Annotated in this window: 15 protein-coding genes and 1 tRNA gene; 10 read left to right on the top strand and 6 right to left on the bottom strand. The window is 71.0% G+C overall.

Annotated elements, in window-relative coordinates:
• The first annotated feature begins 7 nt into the window (after nucleotides 1-7).
• The 6 genes from metG (at nucleotide 8) to SS2_RS14555 (ending at nucleotide 7,789) form a co-directional block, all read left to right on the top strand.
• Entirely contained in the window at nucleotides 8-1,657 is a 1,650-nt protein-coding gene (metG, locus tag SS2_RS14580) for a methionine--tRNA ligase (RefSeq protein WP_066465375.1), read from the top strand.
• 3 nt (nucleotides 1,658-1,660) lie between these two features.
• The gene (locus tag SS2_RS14575; RefSeq protein ID WP_066465368.1) at nucleotides 1,661-2,578 is read left to right on the top strand and encodes a TatD family hydrolase; all 918 of its coding nucleotides are present in this window, start codon (nucleotides 1,661-1,663) and stop codon (nucleotides 2,576-2,578) included.
• A gap of 175 nt (nucleotides 2,579-2,753) precedes the next feature.
• A complete protein-coding gene (locus SS2_RS14570; RefSeq protein ID WP_066465366.1) occupies nucleotides 2,754-3,935 on the top strand; it encodes a resuscitation-promoting factor in 1,182 nt (393 codons plus the stop codon).
• 638 nt (nucleotides 3,936-4,573) lie between these two features.
• The gene (locus SS2_RS14565; protein WP_066465364.1) at nucleotides 4,574-5,917 is read left to right on the top strand and encodes a resuscitation-promoting factor; all 1,344 of its coding nucleotides are present in this window, start codon (nucleotides 4,574-4,576) and stop codon (nucleotides 5,915-5,917) included.
• 46 nt (nucleotides 5,918-5,963) lie between these two features.
• Complete coding sequence (gene rsmA / locus SS2_RS14560) at nucleotides 5,964-6,854, top strand: 16S rRNA (adenine(1518)-N(6)/adenine(1519)-N(6))-dimethyltransferase RsmA (protein WP_066465362.1); 891 nt, start codon at nucleotides 5,964-5,966, stop codon at nucleotides 6,852-6,854.
• The gene (locus SS2_RS14555; protein WP_066465360.1) at nucleotides 6,851-7,789 is read left to right on the top strand and encodes a 4-(cytidine 5'-diphospho)-2-C-methyl-D-erythritol kinase; all 939 of its coding nucleotides are present in this window, start codon (nucleotides 6,851-6,853) and stop codon (nucleotides 7,787-7,789) included. The genes rsmA and SS2_RS14555 overlap by 4 nt, the downstream gene beginning before the upstream one ends.
• A 33-nt stretch (nucleotides 7,790-7,822) precedes the next feature.
• Here SS2_RS14555 and SS2_RS14550 read toward each other — a convergent pair whose 3' ends face one another.
• Nucleotides 7,823-9,607 (bottom strand): ABC-F family ATP-binding cassette domain-containing protein, encoded by a 1,785-nt coding sequence (locus SS2_RS14550; RefSeq protein ID WP_066465860.1) that lies wholly within the window; start codon nucleotides 9,605-9,607, stop codon nucleotides 7,823-7,825.
• 198 nt (nucleotides 9,608-9,805) lie between these two features.
• Here SS2_RS14550 and SS2_RS14545 point away from each other — a divergent pair, with 198 nt between their 5' ends.
• A complete protein-coding gene (locus SS2_RS14545) occupies nucleotides 9,806-10,537 on the top strand; it encodes a hypothetical protein (RefSeq protein WP_157607362.1) in 732 nt (243 codons plus the stop codon).
• Between the two features lie 7 nt (nucleotides 10,538-10,544).
• On the opposite strand, the gene SS2_RS14540 is transcribed toward SS2_RS14545, so the two are convergent.
• The 5 genes from SS2_RS14540 to SS2_RS14520 form a co-directional block, all read right to left on the bottom strand.
• Nucleotides 10,545-11,411 (bottom strand): DedA family protein, encoded by an 867-nt coding sequence (locus SS2_RS14540; RefSeq protein ID WP_083942274.1) that lies wholly within the window; start codon nucleotides 11,409-11,411, stop codon nucleotides 10,545-10,547.
• A gap of 181 nt (nucleotides 11,412-11,592) precedes the next feature.
• Complete coding sequence (locus SS2_RS14535) at nucleotides 11,593-12,099, bottom strand: MarR family winged helix-turn-helix transcriptional regulator (protein ID WP_066465356.1); 507 nt, start codon at nucleotides 12,097-12,099, stop codon at nucleotides 11,593-11,595.
• 53 nt (nucleotides 12,100-12,152) lie between these two features.
• Nucleotides 12,153-13,358, bottom strand: a complete 1,206-nt coding sequence (locus tag SS2_RS14530) for an ABC transporter permease (protein ID WP_066465354.1) — start codon at nucleotides 13,356-13,358, stop codon at nucleotides 12,153-12,155.
• Nucleotides 13,355-14,350 carry an ABC transporter ATP-binding protein gene (locus tag SS2_RS14525; protein WP_066465352.1) on the bottom strand — a complete coding sequence of 332 codons (996 nt, stop codon included), beginning with the start codon at nucleotides 14,348-14,350 and terminating at the stop codon, nucleotides 13,355-13,357. The genes SS2_RS14530 and SS2_RS14525 overlap by 4 nt, the downstream gene beginning before the upstream one ends.
• A 186-nt stretch (nucleotides 14,351-14,536) precedes the next feature.
• Nucleotides 14,537-15,142, bottom strand: a complete 606-nt coding sequence (locus SS2_RS14520; RefSeq protein WP_066465350.1) for a TetR/AcrR family transcriptional regulator — start codon at nucleotides 15,140-15,142, stop codon at nucleotides 14,537-14,539.
• Nucleotides 15,143-15,305: 163 nt separating this feature from the next.
• On the opposite strand from SS2_RS14520, the gene SS2_RS14515 reads away from it, so the two are divergent.
• From SS2_RS14515 to SS2_RS14505, 3 genes are all read left to right on the top strand, one after another.
• A tRNA-Gln gene (locus SS2_RS14515) sits at nucleotides 15,306-15,377 on the top strand.
• Nucleotides 15,378-15,475: 98 nt separating this feature from the next.
• Nucleotides 15,476-17,128 carry a bifunctional UDP-N-acetylglucosamine diphosphorylase/glucosamine-1-phosphate N-acetyltransferase GlmU gene (gene glmU, locus SS2_RS14510; protein ID WP_066465858.1) on the top strand — a complete coding sequence of 551 codons (1,653 nt, stop codon included), beginning with the start codon at nucleotides 15,476-15,478 and terminating at the stop codon, nucleotides 17,126-17,128.
• Nucleotides 17,128-18,111 carry a ribose-phosphate diphosphokinase gene (locus SS2_RS14505; RefSeq protein ID WP_066465345.1) on the top strand — a complete coding sequence of 328 codons (984 nt, stop codon included), beginning with the start codon at nucleotides 17,128-17,130 and terminating at the stop codon, nucleotides 18,109-18,111. Before glmU ends, SS2_RS14505 begins: the two co-directional genes overlap by 1 nt.
• Nucleotides 18,112-18,171: the final 60 nt, after the last annotated feature.

The raw sequence follows: 18,171 nt of genomic DNA, 5'->3' as shown, positions 1-18,171 counted from the left end.
GGGCTGCATGGCTCACGACGAGAACGCAGCGCCCGCTGGGGCGCAGTCCTTCTACCTCACCACGCCGATCTACTACGTGAACGACGCCCCGCACATCGGGCACGCGTACACCACGGTCGCCGGGGACGTCCTCACCCGCTGGCACCGCCAGCGGCAGGAGAACGTGTGGTTCCTCACCGGGACCGACGAGCACGGTCAGAAGGTCATGCGTACCGCCGAGGAGAACGGGGTCACCCCCCAGGAGTGGGCCGACCGCCTCGTGGAGTCGTCCTGGAAGCCGGTCCTGGAGACCCTGGACGCGCGCAACGACGACTTCATCCGCACCACCCAGCCGCGCCACACCGAGCGGGTCCAGGCCTTCATCCAGGACCTGCACGACAAGGGTGAGATCTACGCCGGCTCCTACGAGGGCCCGTACTGCGTGGGCTGCGAGGAGTACAAGCTCCCCGGCGACCTCGTCGACGGGACGGGGGAGTACGAGGGCCTCAAGCTCTGCCCGATCCACTCCAAGCCGGTGGAGATGCTCTCCGAGCAGAACTACTTCTTCAAGATGAGCGCGTACGCCGACCGGCTGCTCGCCCTCTACGAGGAGCACCCCGAGTTCGTCCAGCCGGCCAGCGCCCGCAACGAGGTGCTCGCCTTCGTCAAGGGCGGGCTGCAGGACCTGTCGATCTCCCGCAACACCTTCGACTGGGGCATCCCCATCCCGTGGGACCCCACCCACGTGCTGTACGTGTGGTTCGACGCGCTGCTCAACTACGCGACCGCCGTCGGGCTCGACTCCGACGACCCGGCCGACCAGGCCCGCTTCGCTGAGCTGTGGCCGGCGAACGTGCACCTGGTGGGCAAGGACATCCTGCGCTTCCACGCGGTGATCTGGCCGGCCATGCTCATGGCCGCCGGGCTGCCCCTGCCCACGACGGTGTTCGCGCACGGGTGGCTGCTGGTGGGCGGGGAGAAGATGAGCAAGTCCAAGCTCACCGGCATCGCCCCGAGCCAGATCATCGACGAGTTCGGCTCGGACGCCTTCCGCTACTACTTCATGCGCGCGATCCCCTTCGGCCAGGACGGCTCCTTCTCCTGGGAGGACCTGGCCGCGCGCTACAACGCCGAGCTGGCCAACGGCTTCGGCAACCTCGCCTCGCGGGTCGCGGCGATGATCGTCAAGAACTTCGGCGGCACGCTGCCGCGGACCGGGACCCTCGGGGACGCCGAGACCGCGCTCGCGGCCGTCGCCGCCAAGGCCGTGGCCGACGCCGAGGCCGCGATCGACCGGATCTCCCCGAACGAGGCGATCAACGCGGTGTGGACCCTCGTGGACGCCACGAACATGTACCTCACCGAGACCGAGCCGTGGAAGGTCGCCAAGCTCCCCGGTGAGACCGGCGAGGACGGCCTGGGCGTGGAGGGCGGCCGCCTGGCGACCATCCTGGTCACCGCGGCCGAGGCGCTGCGCACCCTGGCGATCCTGCTCAACCCGGTCATCCCCAAGGCGGCAGAAGGCCTGTGGACGTCGCTGGGCGGAGCGGAGCAGCTCGGCCTGCTCGCCGACCAGCCGGTGGCCAGCGCTGCGACCTTCGGGTCGCTGGCCCCAGGCACGCAGGTGACCAAGGTGCCCTCGCTCTTCCCGCGGCTGGACGACGCCGCCAAGGCCTGAGACGTGGCCAGGAAGCGTGAGCGTGACCTGAGCTGGCCGCCGGCGCCCTCGGCGCTGCCGTGGCCGGTGGTGGACAACCACACCCACCTCGAGTCGATCGCCCACGTGCTCCCCGACGGGGCCACCGTGCCCACCGTCGCGGAGCACGTGGCGACGGCCCGGGCCGCCGGCATCACCCGGATGGTCCAGGTGGGCTGCGACCTGCCGGCCGCCCGCTGGACCGACGCGGTGGTGCGCGAGCACCCCGAGCTCGTCGGGGCCGTGGCCATCCACCCCAACGAGGCGCCCCTGCACGCCGGGGTGCTCGACGTCGGCCCGGACGGTCTGCCGCCCAGCCCCGCCGAGCGGCACGGCGTCGGGCTGGACGAGGCGATCGCCGAGATCGCCGCGATCGCCCGCGGCAACGACCGGATCCGGGCCATCGGGGAGACCGGCATGGACCTCTTCCGGACCGGGGAGGCGGGGCTGGCCGCGCAGCGGGCCTCCTTCCGGGCGCACATCGCCCTCGCCAAGGAGCTCGGCCTCGCGCTGCAGATCCACGACCGCGACGCCCACACCGAGGTGCTGGACATCCTGGCCGCGGACGGCGCGCCCGAGCGGACGGTCTTCCACTGCTTCTCCGGCGACGAGGAGATGGCCCGGCTGTGCGCCGACCAGGGCTGGTACCTCTCCTTCGCCGGTCCGGTGACCTTCGCCGCCAACGACGGGCTGCGGGCGGCGCTGCGCGCGGTCCCGTTGTCCCAGGTGCTCGTGGAGACGGACGCGCCGTACCTCACGCCCCACCCCTTCCGGGGGCGGCCGAACGCCCCCTACCTCGCCGCGGTGACCATGGCGACGATCGCCTCGGTCCAGGAGGTCTCCCTCGAGGAGGCCTGCCGGGCGGTCGAGGTGACCTCCCTGCAGGTCTACGGGGAGTGGTGATCGGGGCTCGCGCCAGGCACTGACGGTCGCCGCAGCGATCTGTCTCGGTGAGTGCTGGAGTCGTGCCCTCGACGTGCCGATGACATCAGTGGAGGTCGCAGCGATGCGGACTCTGCGGGCCGTCCGTGCCAGACTGTCCGCGTACACCGTGACCGTGACGAGAGGAAGGCCCGGCTTGAGCGCGAATCGCCACGTCAGCGCCCTGCGCCTGCCCGCCCGTCGGGTGATCCAAGGCTCTGTCCTCGTCGCCCTGGTCGCCGGCACCTCCGCCTTCACCACGATGCACAAGACCATCACCATCGAGGTCGACGGCGACGTCCGGACGGTGACGGCCTTCGGGTCGACCGTCAACGACGTGCTCGCCAGCCACCAGGTGGTCCTGGGAGACCAGGACGAGGTCTTCCCCTCCTCCGCCAGCTCGGTCTCCGACGGTGACCTCATCGTCGTGCGGACCATGCGCACGGTCGACGTCGAGATCGACGGCACACCCCAGTCCATCCAGTCCACGGCACTGACCGTCGGCGAGGTCCTCGACGAGATCGGCCCCCGCGCAGCCGGCGCCGACGTCTCCGCCTCCCGCTCGGAGGCCGTGGGCCGCAACCCGCTGAAGATCTCCACGCTCAAGGACGTGACCATCGCGATCGACGGTCAGCAGATCCCGGTGGTCACCACCGAGGAGTCCGTGCGCGCCGTGCTGGCCAACGCCGGCGTCGTGCTCTTCCCCGGTGACGTGGTCTCGGCGGACCTGTCCAGCGCCATCGAGACAGGGCAGGTCATCACCGTCGGCCGGGCCGGGGAGTCCGCCACCGTGCTCACCGAGGTGCTGCCCTTCACTGTCGAAGAGATCGAGGACCCCAAGCTCGTCGTCGGTCAGCGTCTGGTCAAGCAGACCGGGCGGGTGGGGCAGGCCGTGACCACCTACGACGTGACCCTCGTGGACGGCGTGGAGGCCTCGCGCGTCGTGGTGGCCCAGCAGATCACCGTCGAGGCGCGCAACGAGATCGTTCACCTGGGGACCATGGAGCTGCCTGACCCGGCTCTGGTCCAGGTGGACCCAGGGACGGCACGGGCGCTCGGGCAGTCGATGGCGCTCGAGAAGGGCTGGGGCGACGACCAGTACGCCTGCCTGGAGTCGCTGTGGACCAAGGAGAGCAAGTGGAACGCCAGCGCCGCCAACGCCTCGAGCGGCGCCTATGGCATCCCGCAGGCTCTCCCCGGCTCGAAGATGGCCAGCGCCGGGGCTGACTGGCGCACCAACGCTGCCACCCAGATCACCTGGGGGCTGGGGTACATCGAGGGTCGCTACGGCACCCCGTGCGGGGCGTGGGCCCACTCCAAGAGCACGGGCTGGTACTAGTCCCTCGCCAGGAATGGCCGGCACGGACCGTCCTTTCTGCCGCGTGTGTCGCAGATCGTGGCCCCGGCCGAGACCGTGATCTGACGTGCCGAGCCACCCCGTGAGCCACCCTCTTCCTGGGATCTGAGCAGCGAGAACACTGTCTCTCGTGGCATCTGGACGCAAGCCGAACCGCCGATGGACCTCGTGAAGATGCCGTGGATAAGTTGGCTCAGGGTCACGGATCGGTTACGGTCGAACGTCGCCATGGTGCATTTCTGTGAGGTCCCACGACCCCCCAGACCGTGGCGATGCCGGTGCTACTGGATGGAACACCGTCCATGGGTCGCCGGCGACGGCCGGATCAGAATCGACGTGGCGCCCTCCGCCGGAGGGCCGCGGTGCAATCCCGCAGCCACAGTTCTGTGCCCGGATAGGACGACGTCTGGACACTCATGAAAAATCCCTTCAGTGCTTTCTCGGCGCGCTCAGGCGCGCAACCGACAGAGCCTGGTGAGACTCTCAACCTCACTGACCCAGCCATCACCTCCGACAGCGTCGACACCGACGCACCCAGCCGCAGCAGCGGCCGCACGAGGCGCCGCACCTGGCCTATCGCCGGTGGACTGGCCCTAGCCCTCGTCGCAGGCGGAACCGCCGTGTACGCCAACGCCCACAAGACCGTCACCCTGGACGTCGACGGCAACGTCCAGACCATCTCCACCTTCGCCGGGTCCGTCGATGGCCTGCTCGAGGAGCGTGGCATCACCGTCGGCTCGGACGACGTGGTGGCCCCCTCCCAGAACGCCGCCCTGAGCGACGACGCGGACATCGTGGTGCGCTACGCCCGCGAGGTCACCATCCAGCAGGACGGCGTGCCCACGACCATCACGACCACCGCGGTCGACGCCGACGAGGTGCTCGCCGCCTACGCCGGTCGCGCCGACGACGTCTCCCTCGTGGCCTCGCGGTCCGAGGGTGACGGTCGTGTCGACCTCGGCCTGCGGCTGTCCATCGACGGCCCCGTCAAGCTCAAGGTGGACGGAGGCGAGACCGAGGTGCCCAGCGGTGCTCAGGACGTCTCCGACGTCCTCGAGGACCACGGCGTCCAGGTCGGCGAGCTGGACCGCGTCTCGGTCCAGCACGTCCCCACCGCCGAGGCTCTCGCAGCCCAGCAGGCTCAGGCCGAGCGGGAGGCCGCCGAGGCGGCTGCCGCGGCCGAGGCTGAGGCGGCTGCCGCCGCTGCGGCCGGGACCGAGGCTGCGCCTGCCGAGGCCGGCGTGGAGACCGCGTCCGTGGACGCGGCCCCTGCCGCCGAGGACGCCACCAGCGATGTCATCGCGGACCCGCGTCTGGACGACACCGAGCTGGCGATCGTCATCAACCGCGTCGCCGTCGCGGAGGAGACCGTCACCACGCCGATCCCCTTCGAGACCGTCATCGAGGAAGACCCCAACCGCTTCAAGGACCTCGACCCGGTGACCACGGTCGAGGGCGTCGAGGGCCAGCAGACCACGGTCCACTCGGTCACCACGGTCGACGGCGTCGAGGAGTCCCGCACCCTCGTCTCCGACGAGGTGTCCGTCGCCCCCGTGAACAAGGTGGTCGTCAAGGGCACCAAGGAGCGTCCGGTCGTCAAGCCGGCGCCCGCACCGGCAGCCCCGGCTGCCAAGGCTCCGGCCGCCTCCTCCGAGGCACCGGCTCCGGCTGCCTCCGGGAGCGGTGAGACCGCCTCCTCGGCCGCACCGACGGTCGCTGCCGCCGGTGACGTGTGGAGCAAGCTCGCGCAGTGCGAGTCGGGGGGCAACCCCTCGATCGTCTCCAAGAACGGTCTGTACCACGGCCTCTACCAGTTCTCGGTGGGCACGTGGCAGTCCCTCGGTGGCTCCGGTCTGCCCTCGCAGGCCAGCGCGGCCGAGCAGACCCGCCTTGCCCAGGCTCTCCAGGCCCGCTCGGGCTGGGGCCAGTGGCCGCACTGCTCCTCCAAGCTCGGGCTGCGGTGACGCACCCTTGACGCAGCACTGCGGATGAACCTTTAGGCTCATCCGTATGACTGATACCTCGAACGCCCTGCTCGGTCCGGCCCAGATCCGTGACCTGGCAGGGCGTTTGGGCGTCCGGCCCACCAAGACCCTCGGCCAGAACTTCGTGCACGACGCCGGCACGGTGCGCAAGATCGTCCGTGCCGCCGGGCTCACCGAGGGCCAGCGCGTCGTCGAGGTGGGCCCCGGGCTGGGGTCGTTGACCCTGGGGCTGCTCGAGGCCGGGATGAGCGTCGTCGCGGTCGAGATCGACCCGGTGCTCGCCGCCCAGCTGCCTGACACGATCGCGACCATGGCCCCCGAGCGCGCCGGCGACCTCACCGTCGTCCTGCAGGACGCCCTGACGGTCACCGAGCTGCCTGGACCGCCGCCCACCGCCCTCGTGGCCAACCTGCCCTACAACGTCGCCGTCCCGGTGCTGCTGACCTTCCTGGAGCGCTTCGACACCCTCGACCGCGTGCTCGTCATGGTCCAGGCCGAGGTGGCCGACCGCCTGGCCGCGCCGCCGGGGAACCGGACCTACGGCATCCCCTCGGTCAAGGCCGCCTGGTACGCCACGGCGCGACGCACCGCGACCATCGGCCGCTCGGTGTTCTGGCCCGTGCCCAACGTCGACTCCGCCCTGGTGCTGCTCGAGCGCCGCGAGCACCCGCAGACCCGCGCGAGCCGGGAACGGGTCTTCCAGGTGGTCGACGCGGCCTTCGCCCAGCGTCGCAAGACCCTGCGCGGGGCGCTGGCCGGCCTGGCCGGCTCACCGGCTCTGGCCCAGGAGGCGCTGGAGGCGGCCGGCATCGACCCGGGCGCCCGCGGCGAGCGGCTCACCGTCGAGGAGTTCGCCCGGATCGCCGAGGCGCTCGACGACGCCGCCGCGGCCCGCGCCGCCGCGACGGACCAGTGACCACCCTCAAGCACCTGAGCAGCGTGGGCGAGCAGCCCGCCTCGGTCCTGGTGCGCGCTCCGGGCAAGGTCAACCTCTCCCTGCACGTGGGGCCGGTGGGCCCGGACGGGTATCACCCGCTGGTCACGGTGTTCCAGGCGGTGTCCCTCTATGAGGACGTGCGCGCCACGGCGTCGGAGGACCTCACCCTCGCCGTCCAGGGTCCGGGCGCGGAGCTCGTCCCCACGGACGAGAGCAACCTCGCGCTGCGGGCAGCGCGAGCCCTGGCCGAGCACACCGGCGTCGAGCAGGGAGCCCACCTGGAGATCACCAAGGGTGTGCCGGTGGCCGGCGGGATGGCCGGCGGGTCAGCCGACGCCGCTGCGACCCTCGTCGCCCTGGACGCGCTGTGGGGGACCGGACTGCTGCGTGAGGAGCTGTGCGCGGTCGGTGCCACCCTCGGCGCCGACGTGCCCTTCGCCCTGACCGGGCACACGGCCGTGGGGACAGGGCGGGGAGACACGCTCACCCCGGCGATGGTCCACGGTCAGTTCCACTGGGCCTTCGCCCTGCGCAGCGAGGGACTGTCCACCCCCGCGGTGTTCCGGCACTTCGACGCGATCACCGAGAACGACCACGACATGCCCGACGGCGCCGACACCGCCCTCATGTCGGCTCTGCGCGCCGGAGACGCGGAGCGGCTGGGCGCGGCGCTGTCCAACGACCTGCAGGCCTCCGCGCTCGACCTGGCTCCCGACCTGCGCGAGACGATGGCCGCCGCGCGGACGGCGGGTGCGCTGGGTGTGATCGTCTCCGGGTCGGGACCCACGATCGCCGCCCTCGGCCGCAGCCGCCAGCACGCCCTGGCCATCGCCGCCGCCCTTACCGTCGCCGGTGTGTGCGAGTCGGCGGTCTGCGCCTCCGGGCCGGTGCCCGGCGCACGGGTCGTCGTCTGACCCGAGCGCCGAGCGCCGAGCGCCGAGCGTCCGTCAGTCGACGAGCTGGGCGAGCTCCATCCACCGCTCCTCGAGCGTGGTGACCTCGCTCTGCAGCGCCTTGAGCTGGTCGTTGAGGGCAGTGAGCCCGGTGAAGTCCTCCAGGTCGTGGGCAGCCATCTTCTCGTGCAGCGCCGCGATCTGGTCCGTGGTCTTGGTGAGCTTGCGCTCGACGGCGCTGAGCTCCTTGCGGGCGGCCCGGGCCTCAGCGCTCGAGGACGACGACCCGGACGAGGACTTCCCGGTGGTGGTCACCGCGGGCTTGCCGCTGGCCGGACGTGCCTTGAGGATCTCCAGGTACTGGTCCACCCCGCCGGGCACGTTGCGGAACTCCCCGTCCAGCAACGCGTACTGCTGGTCGGTGACCCGCTCGAGCAGGTACCGGTCGTGGGAGACCACGAGCAGCGTGCCGGGCCAGGAGTCCAGCAGGTCCTCCATCGCCGCGAGCATGTCGGTGTCGAGGTCGTTGGAGGGCTCGTCGAGGATGAGCACGTTGGGCTCGTCCAGGAGGATGAGCAGCAGCTGCAGACGGCGACGCTGACCACCGGAGAGGTCCTTGACCTGCGTCGAGAGCTGGGCGTTGGTGAAGCCGAGGCGCTCGAGCAGCTGCCCCGGGGTCATCTCCTTGCCGCCGGCCACGTAGGACGTGCGGTACTGGGCGATGACGTCGCTGACCCGGTCGTTGGCGATGTCCTGCAGCTCGGCCAGCTGCTGGGTGAGCGTGGCGAACTTCACCGTCTTGCCGCGCTTGACCCGCCCGGTGGTCGGTTGCAGGTCACCGGTCACCAGCGCGAGCAGGGTGGACTTCCCGGCGCCGTTGACGCCGAGGATCCCGGTCCGCTCGCCCGGGCCGATGAGCCACGTGACGTCCTTGAGGACCTGCTTGTCCCCGTAGCTCACCGACACGTCGATGAGGTCGACGACGTCCTTGCCCAGGCGCGAGGTGGCCATCTGGGCGAGCTCGACGGAGTTGCGCACGGGAGGCTCGTCGGCGATGAGCTGGTTGGCGGCCTCGATGCGGAACTTGGGCTTGGAGGTGCGGGCCGGTGCGCCGCGGCGCAGCCAGGCGAGCTCCTTGCGCATGAGGTTCTGCCGCTTGGCCTCGGTCGCGGCGGACATCCGGTCGCGCTCGACGCGCTGGAGGATGTAGGCGGCGTAGCCCCCCTCGAAGGGCTCGACGATCCCGTCGTGCACCTCCCAGGTGGCGGTGCACACCTCGTCGAGGAACCAGCGGTCGTGGGTGACCACGAGCAGCCCGCCCGCGTTGACGCCCCAGCGGCGGCGCAGGTGGCCGGCCAGCCAGGTGATCGCCTCGACGTCGAGGTGGTTGGTCGGCTCGTCGAGGAAGAGCACGTCGTCGTCGCCGACCAGCAGCGAGGCGAGGGCCACGCGGCGACGCTGGCCACCGCTGAGCTCGCCGACGAGGCCGTCCCACGGCAGGTCGGTGACCAGCCCGGTGATGACGTCGCGGATCTTGGGGTCACCAGCCCACTCGTGCTCGGGGGTGTCTCCCACGATGGACTGGGCGACGGTGAGGGTGGGGTCGAGGGTGTCGCTCTGGTCGAGCACGCCGATCCGGGTGCCGCCGCGGCTGGTGACCCGTCCGGACGTCGGTTCGAGGCGACCGGCGAGCATCGCGAGCAGCGAGGACTTGCCGTCACCGTTGCGTCCGACGATGCCGATCCGGTCCCCTTCGTTGACGCCGACGGTCACCGAGTCGAAGACGAGCTTGGTGGGGAAGGAGAGGCGCAGCGATTCGCCGCCAAGAAGGTGAGCCATGGTCACCAGCCTAGGCGGCTCCCGCAGCCCTCAGCACCGTCGCCACCTGCCAGCGCCTCTCAGCGCCTCTCAGCGCCTGCCGGGCCTGCCTGCGGCCGCCAGGGCCCGGCGCTGGGCTGAGCCACAGGTGGCGCTGCGACAATGGACGCCGCGCGAGCACCCGACCCGCGCCACGACGCCCTCCGACGGAAGCAGCAGATGGCTCCCCGCTCTGACACCGACCCTCGAGACTCCGACCGCCAGGTCGTGCTGCCCGGCGGGCTGGCGGACCCGGGCGGGAGGCGGCTCGGTCGCGGCGGACGCTCTCGGCGCTGGGTGCTGATGGTCGTCCTCGCGGTGGTCCTCGGGGCCGGGATCCTCGTCGGGGGAACGATCGCGCTCGTCACCGGCCTGGACGCCGACAGCTCGACGGGGACGGACGAGGGGACGGACCGTCTCACGCCCGCTGACGCAGCGGTCGTCGCCGACTTCGAGGCCTTCGCCCGTGGCCTCGAGGGCGTGTCCGACGGCGACGCCGCGGTGGTCGTCGAGGCCATCTCCCCGCAGGACGGCGGGATCGCGCGTGGCACGGCTGACGTGCTCCTGGACCCGGCGGGTGAGGAGCAGATGACGCAGGTCGCCGCCGCGGTCACCGACTGGGCCGACGAGGCGGAGGCCGCCGGGAGCATCGAGCTGGACCTGCGGCTGAGCACCACGGACGGGGCGGTCGACCTGTCCCGGCCGGGGTCGGCCAACGCTGAGCGACTGGCGGTGGCGGCCGAGGTGGTCCGCGACGACGCCGTGGTCGAGTTCTGGATCGGGGAGAGCCGGGTCGACCTGGTGCTGGCCGCCGGCACTGACCAGGGGGACGGCCTGGCTCGGTGGACCCAGCAGGTCGCCGAGATCGCCCCCACCATGGCGGTGGCTGTCCGCACCGCCGACGCCGACTGAGCGGAGGTCAGGCCTGCGGCTCGCCCGGGGTGGTCGTCGGCGCCACGGCGGGAGCCACGCTGGGCAGGCTGATGCTCGGCAGGGTGGCGCCGGGCCCGTTGATGCTGGGCCCGTTGACGCCGGGAACGGTGACCGCAGCGACGGCCGGGACACCGCCGGCGGGGACCGCGGCGACCGCTCCGGTGGCGCCCGCCACTGCCGGGGCGACCACCGGGACGGCGGGGGTACCGCTACGCCGGGCCTTGACGGTCGAGCGGACGTAGTGGATCACCGTCGGGACCAGGGTCAGGGAGACGGCCGCGAGGATGACGAGGTCCATGTACTTCTCGGCGTACTCGGCCACCCAGCTGACGCCGCCGAGCAGGTAGCCCAGCAGCACCAGACCGGTGGCCCAGACCACCGCGCCGACGAAGTTGTAGAGGGAGTAGCGCCGGTAGTTCATGTGCGAGACGCCCGCGGCGACGGGGGCGAAGGTCCGGACCACCGCGATGAACCGGGCGATGATGACCGCACGGCCACCGAACCGTTCGAAGAAGACGTTGGTGCGCTCGACGTTCTTCACGCTGAACAGCCCGGACTCCTTGCGCTCGAACACCTTCGGTCCGAGGCGGTGGCCGATGAGATACCCCACCTCCCCACCGATGAAGGCGGCCGCGGTGATCGCGAAGCAGACCCAGAAGATGTCGGTGCTGATGACGCCGGCGTGGGTGAGCAGGCCGGTGAAGAAGAGCAGGGTGTCCCCAGGGAGCAGGAAGCCCACGAGCAGCCCGGTCTCGGCGAAGACGATGAAGCAGATGCCCAGCAGGGCCCACGGGCCGAGCTGCGGGATGATCGTCGCAGGGTCGAGCCACGGGATGAGAGAAGCGTGAACCATGGGCGAATCCCTGTCTGAGGTGTGAGAGCGCAGTGCTGGTCGAGTGGACGGGTGAGGGCGTCCTGCAGGTCAACGCTCGACGGCCTGAAATCATCCCCGTCGTCACTCATTCTTTCCCTGCGCACCGGGGCCCGCGCGTGGGGGAGCGTCCTGGCAGGCCCGGGCGCCGGAGGCCGCAGCCTCATGTCAGGGTGTCGAACTGGGCCACGAGCCTGCGCAGCAGGTCCGCCATCGCGTGCTCGTCGGCGGGGTCCAGGGCTTCCAGGACCGTGTGCTCGACGGCGAGCAGGTCGCTGAACGCGGCGTCGACGCGGCTCAGGCCGGACTCGGTGAGCCGGACGAGCACACCGCGGCGGTCCTCGGGGGACGGCGCTCGTGCCACGAGCCCCCGGGCCTCGAGCCGGTCGATCCGATTCGTCATGGTGCCCGAGGTCACCATGGTCTGGGTGACCAGGGCTCCGGGGGAGAGCACGTGAGGTTCGCCTGCCCGGCGCAGCGCCGCGAGCACGTCGAACTCCCACGGCTCCAGCTGGTTGCGGGCGAAGGCGCCACGGCGGGCCACATCGAGATGACGGTCCAGGCGGCTCACCCGGGACAGCACCGCCAGGGGGGAGACGTCCAGGTCAGGGCGTACTCGGGTCCAGGCCGCGATGATGCGGTCGACCTCGTCTTCGTGCCCATCGTTCATAGCAGAAGATTACTTGACGTCAAGACTCTTGACCGCCTCGTCCGGGGTCCAGGTCATCCGGCGCGCAGCGCCTCCCGGAGGCGGATGCGCCCGCCGGTCCGCAGCACCGCGTTGGAGTAGACCCGCCCGGCGAACCACACGAGCACCGGGATGATGAGGATGTTGATGAGGAGCACCACCGCGATCTGCCACTGGGGGACCGCCCCCAGGGCGACCCGGATCGGCATGATGAGCGGCGAGGTGAACGGCAGGTAGGAGAGCCACTGCACGTAAGGGCTGTCCGGGGCCCACGGTGCGATCGAGACACCGACGATGTAGGGGACCATCATGAGCACGAGGATCGGGGTGGTGACCGAACCCACCTCCTCCTGGCGCGAGACGAGCGCACCGGCCGCTGCGAAGAGCAGCGCGTACATGGTGAAGCCGACGAGGAACCACACGATCACCCACGCCGCCGTCGCGCCGAGGTCGACCTTCATCGTCTCGGTCAGCCCGAAGAGCGTCGCGCTCGCGACCCCGGCGGCCACGAGGACGAGCACCTGCAGCAGCCCGATCGCGCCGATGCCCAGGACCTTCCCGGCCATGAGCTGCCACGGGCGCACGGTCGCGAGCAGCAGCTCCACCACCCGGCTGGTCTTCTCCTCCACGACGCCCTGGGCCACCATCTGCCCGCAGATCTGCAGGCTGATGAACAGCAGGATCCCCACGATGTACCCGGAGAGGACCTGGGACCCGTCCACCTCGGGCGGCGGGTCGAGGGAGACGACGTCGACGCTCGCCCCGGCGACCGCGGCGCCGACCGCGGCCGGGTCGCCGCCGAGGTCACGGATCTGGTCGGCGAGGGCGGCCTGCTGGGCCAGCACTGAGAACACCGAGCTCAGCGTCGCGTCGAGGTCGGACTTGGTGACCACCTGGAAGGCCTCCGGGGTGCCGGTGACCAGAGCGTCGAGGCTCTCGTCGGCCACCTGGGCGCGTCCCTCGTCCTCGGTCACCGTGGTGACCTCGGTCGTCGCCCCGTAGGACGCGGCGGTGGCCTCGATGGCCTCCTCCAGCTGCTGGCTCTGCGAGGTGACACCCACCCGCAGCACCGTGGTGTCCTGGCCGATGAGCTTGGCGACGAGGACTCCCGCGACGATGAGCACGACGAGGACCACCGTGCTCCAGATGAAGGACTTCGCGAAGATCCGCTGCCGGATCTCACGACCGGCGACCAGGCGGACGCCGCCCCAGCCGGAGAGGGAGGTGGGGTCGGCGCTCATGCGAGGGGTCCTTTGCTGAGGGAGGCGGCGGACGTCGTCGTGACACCGGCGGGCGAGCCGGCAGGGGGAGCGGAGGGTGCGGCGTCGGGCGTCTCGCTCTGGCTGACCACGTGCCGGAACAGCTCGCTGAGCGAGGCGCGCTGGCGGGTGAACTCGTGGACCGGACCGGCGGCCAGGGCCGCGCGCAGCACGCTCTGCTCAGCGTCGGGGGAGGAGGGGACCTCGACCACGGTCCGCGAGCCGGCGCGAGAGACCACTCGGGCCCCCGGGGCCGCGGAGAGCCAGGTCTCGGGGGCCGTAGGCGCGTCCACGAGCCAGCGGGGCGCGGAGGTGGCGCGCAGCTCCTCCACCGTGCCGGAGGCGACCATGGACCCGGCGCGGATGATCCCCACCCGGTCGCACAGCCGCTCGACGAGATCGAGCTGGTGGGAGGAGAAGAGGACGGGGGCGCCGGCGTCGGCGCGTTCGCGCAGCACGGCGCTCATGACGTCGACCGCGACCGGGTCCAGGCCGGAGAACGGCTCGTCCAGCACAAGGATCGTGGGGTCGTGGACGAGGGCGGCGGCGAGCTGGACGCGTTGCTGGTTGCCCAGGGAGAGCTTCTGCACCTCGTCGCCGCGGCGACCTGCCACACCGAGCTTCTCCGTCCAGTGCTCCATCGACGCGCGGGCAGCGGCGGGGTCCAGGCCGTGCAGGCGGGCCAGGTACACGAGCTGGTCGCCGACCTTCATCTTGGGGTAGAGGCCGCGTTCCTCCGGCATGTACCCCACCCGGCGTCGGCCGTCGAAGCCGAGCGGGGCGCCGTCCCAGCGCACCTCGCCGGAGTCGGCGGCCAGCACGCCCAGCGCGATCCGCATGGTCGTCGACTTTCCCGCGCCGTTGGACCCCACGAAGCCGAAGATCTCCCCGGCGTGCACGGTGAAGGACAGTGCGTCCAGGGCGCGCAGGCTCCCGTAGGACTTGGAGAGCCGGTCGATCTCGAGCGCTGGCATGGGTCCTCGCCGGGTCTGGTGCGGAACGTCTGGATTCTCACCCAATCGCATCTGCGGCCCGTCGGCAAGCACGACCCGCGGCGCGATGCAGAAAAGACCGGTATCACCGAGTTCGGCGGGCGCGCCAGGGCATGTCGTCACAATCCGCGAGGTGACCTTCGCCACCAGCGCTCAGACGGGCATCCTTCAGGTGAGCGTCGCCGTCGGCAGCGAGGGCCGGCGCTCCAGCCCGGACAGGCCGTTCCAGGCCAGGTTGACCAGGTGCGCGGCGACCTCGGCCTTCTTGGGCTGGCGGGCGTCGAGCCAGTACTGGCCGGTCAGGGCCACCATGCCGACGAGCATCTGGGCGTAGATCGGTGCGATCCGCGGATCGAGGTCACGGCGCTTGAACTGGTCGGCGAGCAGGTGCTCCACCTGCGTGGCGACGTCGCCGATGAGGGAGGAGAAGGTGCCCGTGGCCTGGGCGACGGGGGAGTCGCGCACGAGGATGCGGAAGCCGTCCTCGTGGGTCTCGATGTAGGTCAGCAGCGCCAGGGCCGTCCGCTCGAGCAGCACCTTGGGGTGCCCGCCGGCGGTCAACGCCCCGGTCAGCGCCTGGGTGAGAGCTTCGATCTCCCGGTCGACGACGACGGCGTAGATGCCTTCCTTGCCGCCGAAGTGCTCGTAGACGACCGGTTTGGACACCTCCGCGCGTGACGCGATCTCCTCCACGCTCGTGCCCTCGAAGCCCTTCTGGGCGAACAGGGCGCGGCTGACGGAGATGAGCTGTTCGCGTCGCTCTTTCGCCGTCATTCGGGAGCGGGGGGTGCGTTTGCTGTCAGAGGCCACGGGTCTATCATGCCGGACCGGCCCTCGGACCCGCGTTTGGTGCAGCAGAAAATCCTGGCAGAATGAACCACGAACTCCTGCAGTCCTCTCAGCGGCACGCGCTGCGCTCCGGCTCGTCGGTTTTCAGTCCGCCTTGGTGTAATCGGCAGCACAAGGGTTTTTGGTGCCCTTGGTCCAGGTTCGAGTCCTGGGGGCGGAGCGCGCGTCGCGAGAGGCGGGGTGCACCACAGGCAAGTGCGCGCGTCTGCGCGTCCTTGTGCGTCCATGGCAGAGATATCGAGCTCCTGGGAGTCCTACGTGACCACCGCTCAACCCGCGGCAGTAATCATCCTCGCTGCAGGCGGGGGTACCCGGATGCGTTCGAGCCTGCCGAAGCCGTTGCACACCCTCGCGGGCCGCAGCATGCTCGGCCACGCGATCACCGCCGCGCAAGGACTCGACCCCCAGCGCATCGCCGTCGTCGTCCGCTACGAGCGGGACGCGGTGGCCGCGCACGTCGCTGAGATCGACCCGTCCTTGCTCATCGTCGACCAGGACGAGATCCCCGGGACCGGGCGCGCCGTCCAGTGCGCCCTGAGCGTGCTCGACGCCGCAGCGCAGGCGCAGGCCGCGATCGCCGGCGTCCCCGAGGGCAGCGAGGGCCACGGCGGAGGAGAGGGCCTCACCGGCCCCGTCGTCGTCATGGCCGGGGACATCCCGCTGCTGGACACGGCCACCCTGGACGAGCTGCTCGCCGCCCACGTCGCCGGCGCCAACGCGGTGACCGTGCTCACCGCCGAGGTCGACGACGCGACCGGCTACGGCCGGATCGTGCGTGACGAGACCACCGGCGACGTGCTGGGGATCGTCGAGCACGGTGACGCCACCGAGGCTCAGCGGGAGATCCGCGAGATCAACTCCTCCATCTACGTCTTCGACGCCGCGGTGCTGCGCCGGGGCCTGGGGCAGGTCGACCAGGCCAACTCCCAGGGCGAGGTCTACCTCACCGACGTGCTGGCCATCGCCCGTGCCGAGGGCGGCCGGGTGCGCGCGGTGTGCACCCCGGACCACTTCGTCGTGGAGGGCGTCAACAACCGGGCTCAGCTCGCGGTGCTGCGCGCCGAGCTCAACCGCCGCATCCTGCACCGTTGGATGCTCGACGGCGTCACCGTCGTCGACCCGGCGAGCACCTGGGTCGACGTGGACGTCGACCTCGAGCAGGACGTCACCCTGCTGCCGGGCACCCAGCTGCACGGGGCGACCATCATCCGCGAGGGCGCCACGATCGGCCCGGACACCACGTTGACCGACGTCGAGGTCGGCGTGCACGCGACGGTCACCCGCACCCAGGCCCAGCTGTCGGTCATCGGTGACGACGCCAAGGTCGGCCCCTTCAGCTACCTGCGTCCGGGGACCGTGCTCGGCACGGCCGGCAAGATCGGCGGCTTCGTCGAGACGAAGAACGCCACGATCGGCGACGGGTCGAAGATCCCGCACCTGTCCTACGTCGGTGACGCGACGATCGGTGAGCACACGAACATCGGTGCGGCCACGATCTTCGTCAACTACGACGGCGTGCACAAGCACCACTCGACCGTCGGGTCGTTCTCACGCACCGGCGCGGACAACCTCTTCGTGGCTCCCGTGCACATCGGCGACGGCGTCTACACCGGCGCCGGCTCGGTCATCCGCAACGACGTGCCCTCCGGCGCCCTGGCCGTCTCGGCCGGAGCCCAGCGCAACATCGAGGGCTGGGTCGAGCGTCGTCGTCCCGGCACCGACGCGGCCCGCGCGGCCGAGCGAATCCGGTTGGAGTCCACCGCGACCGAGCTCGGCGCCCAGGCCCGGGCCGAGCTGGCTCAGGCCGACCACCAGGCAACCCTTCCCCTTCCCAGCCCCCCAACCGCTACCGAGAACCAGGACGCGCCGCGCCCTGGAACCGCTGGCACCACTGAAGGACACCGCGACTGATGACTGGCATCATCTCCTCCGACGGCGAGAAGCGCATGGTATTTGTCTCCGGGCGTGCGCACCCGGAGCTCGCCAAGGACGTAGCCCGTGAGCTTGGCACCGAGCTCGTCCCCACCTCGGCCTACGACTTCGCCAACGGCGAGATCTACGTTCGTTTCGGCGAGAGCGTGCGTGGCGCGGACGTCTTCGTCCTGCAGTCGCACACGGCACCGATCAACCAGTGGATCATGGAGCAGCTCATCATGTGCGACGCGCTCAAGCGCGCGTCCGCCAAGACGATCACCGTGGTGCAGCCCTTCTACGGCTACGCGCGCCAGGACAAGAAGCACCGCGGCCGCGAGCCGATCTCGGCCCGCCTCATGGCGGACCTGTTCAAGACTGCTGGCGCCGACCGCATCATGAGCGTCGACCTGCACTCCTCGCAGGCGCAGGGCTTCTTCGACGGCCCGGTGGACCACCTGTGGGCCATGCCGCTGCTTACCGACTACGTGCGCTCGCGCGTGGACCTCTCCAACGTCGCGGTCGTGTCCCCGGACGCCGGCCGCATCCGCGTGGCGGAGCAGTGGGCCGCCAAGCTCGGCGGCGCCCCGCTCGCCTTCGTGCACAAGACGCGTGACGTCAACGTGCCCAACCAGTCCGTGGCCAACCGCGTGGTCGGTGACGTCGAGGGCCGCAGCTGCGTGCTCGTCGACGACCTCATCGACACCGGCGGCACCATCGCCGCCGCGGTCCGCGTGCTGCTCGACGCCGGCGCCAAGGACGTCATGGTCGCCGCCACCCACGGGGTGCTCTCCGACCCGGCCGCCAAGCGCCTCACCGAGTCCGGCGCGCGTGAGGTGGTCGTCACCGACACCCTGCCGATCCCGGCGGACAAGCAGTTCGACAAGCTCACCGTCCTCTCGATCGCGCCGCTGCTGGCCCGCGCGATCCGCGAGGTCTTCGACGACGGGTCGGTGACGTCGCTCTTCGAGGGCAACGTCTGACCTGACAGCTCACACGGGCCCCGTCCGGTGCCCGGCCTCCTGAGGCCGGCGCGGGACGGG

This window comes from Sanguibacter suarezii NBRC 16159 (assembly GCF_001552735.1).
In the GTDB taxonomy this organism is placed as follows: Bacteria; Actinomycetota; Actinomycetes; order Actinomycetales; family Cellulomonadaceae; genus Sanguibacter; species Sanguibacter suarezii.
This window is presented reverse-complemented; position numbering and strand designations above follow the sequence as displayed.

Bases quoted from the DNA above. Each gene is read 5' to 3' on its own strand.
- SS2_RS14540 (WP_083942274.1), bottom strand. From the start codon at position 11,411: ATGGTTCACGCTTCTCTCATCCCGTGGCTCGACCCTGCGACGATCATC.
- SS2_RS14505 (WP_066465345.1), top strand. From the start codon at position 17,128: ATGACTGGCATCATCTCCTCCGACGGCGAGAAGCGCATGGTATTTGTC.
- SS2_RS14550 (WP_066465860.1), bottom strand. From the start codon at position 9,607: ATGGCTCACCTTCTTGGCGGCGAATCGCTGCGCCTCTCCTTCCCCACC.
- rsmA (WP_066465362.1), top strand. From the start codon at position 5,964: ATGACTGATACCTCGAACGCCCTGCTCGGTCCGGCCCAGATCCGTGAC.
- SS2_RS14545 (WP_157607362.1), top strand. From the start codon at position 9,806: ATGGCTCCCCGCTCTGACACCGACCCTCGAGACTCCGACCGCCAGGTC.
- SS2_RS14535 (WP_066465356.1), bottom strand. From the start codon at position 12,099: ATGAACGATGGGCACGAAGACGAGGTCGACCGCATCATCGCGGCCTGG.
- metG (WP_066465375.1), top strand. From the start codon at position 8: ATGGCTCACGACGAGAACGCAGCGCCCGCTGGGGCGCAGTCCTTCTAC.
- SS2_RS14530 (WP_066465354.1), bottom strand. From the start codon at position 13,358: ATGAGCGCCGACCCCACCTCCCTCTCCGGCTGGGGCGGCGTCCGCCTG.
- SS2_RS14525 (WP_066465352.1), bottom strand. From the start codon at position 14,350: ATGCCAGCGCTCGAGATCGACCGGCTCTCCAAGTCCTACGGGAGCCTG.
- SS2_RS14520 (WP_066465350.1), bottom strand. From the start codon at position 15,142: ATGACGGCGAAAGAGCGACGCGAACAGCTCATCTCCGTCAGCCGCGCC.